The 1392-nt window shown below is 74.3% G+C and carries 1 protein-coding gene; it reads left to right on the forward strand.

Annotated features, from left to right (window positions below; all coding sequences use genetic code 11):
• Nucleotides 1-53 precede the first annotated feature (53 nt).
• On the forward strand, nt 54-1392 hold a 1339-nt coding region (locus QH283_RS17510), incomplete at its 3' end, for an Hsp70 family protein (RefSeq protein WP_280504063.1).

Genomic DNA, 1392 nt, shown 5'->3' on the forward strand with positions numbered 1-1392 from the left:
AATGCCTCGTGACCGAAATCGCCGCCGCCACCGGACAACATCCGGCGGCGGCGGTGCTGTGTCACCCGGCCCGGTGGCCCGCCCACGCCGTCGAAGCGCAGCGCACCGCCCTGTCGCGCGCGGCATTCTCGCGACGGGGGCGGCGAGAACCCGTGCTGATGCCGGAACCGCTGGCGGCGGCCCGCTGGCTGGCGGAGACGCACGGCCCGCAGGCGGGCGAGGCGCTCGTGGTTCTCGATCTGGGTGCGAGCGGGGCGAGCGCGACGGTGGTCCGCACCGGATCACCGTCCGGTCTCGTCGCGACGGTCCGCTCGGAGGAACCGGCTGGCGCGGAGTTCGATCTGCTCACCATGCGCTATGTCCTGGCAAACGCGCTCGGCGACACCGAGTTCGATCCGTTCGATCCGGCGACCGAACGCGGCCTGGCTATATTGCGCGAGAATTGCCGGGCAGCCAAAGAAATTCTTTCAAAAAATACCGCGACGACGGTTTGTGTTCCGCTCGACGGCGCGAGCGCGCGAGTCCGCCTGGTGCGCGACGAGCTGGAGGAGCTCATCCGCGGCCCACTGCTGACCTGCCTCGATCTCGTGCGGGACGCGCTGCACCGCGCCGGACTCGACATCGGCGCCGTCGATCGGGTGCTGCTCACCGGCGGCGGCGCGGCGATCCCGTTGGTCACCGAGCTGGTGTCGGGTGAGTTCGGCCTGCCGGTGATCGTCGCCCCTGAGCCCCCCCACCCCGCGGCGGCCGGCGCCGCGCTCGCCGCCGCCGACCTGCTCACCCGGACGGTCCCCGGGGTTCTCGCGCAGACCGACAACACCGGGGGCGAAACCACCGGGACGGACACCATCGAGATCGGGACCACCGCCGGTGAGACCGACGCGGCGGGTATCGCCGGAACCGATTCCACACGGACCGATTCCACACGGACCGATGCCGGCGGGACCGAACCGACCGTCACGACAGCGACCCACCGGCGGACTTCCGAGCCCGCCACGCCCCGGCTCCCCCGGCCCTCCCGCCATCGCGGCCAGGGCCATCGCCGCCGCGCGGGGGTCCTCGCCGCGGCCGTAGCCGCCATCGCCGTGCTGACCACCGGCACGGTCGCCGTCGGCGGGCTCCCCGGTGACACCGCGCCCCCGGCCGGGCACGGCGGTTCCGGCGCGGCCGCTGCGGCCACCGGCGAGACGTCCGACGCGGCGATCCCGGCGGACCGGGAGGCCGGCGGCGACCCGGGCGTTGCGACGAACGCGGATCCGGCGGCGGCACAACCCGACACGAGCGCACCGTCCGGCGGCACCGACCGCCCGGCCGGACAGCCCGCCACCGGCCGACCCCCGGCCGGGGAACCAACGAACGAGCAGCCCGCGCCCGGACAGGAGACCATCGACC

It is taken from the genome of Nocardia farcinica, from assembly GCF_029867845.1.
In the GTDB taxonomy this organism is placed as follows: domain Bacteria; phylum Actinomycetota; class Actinomycetes; order Mycobacteriales; family Mycobacteriaceae; genus Nocardia; species Nocardia farcinica_A.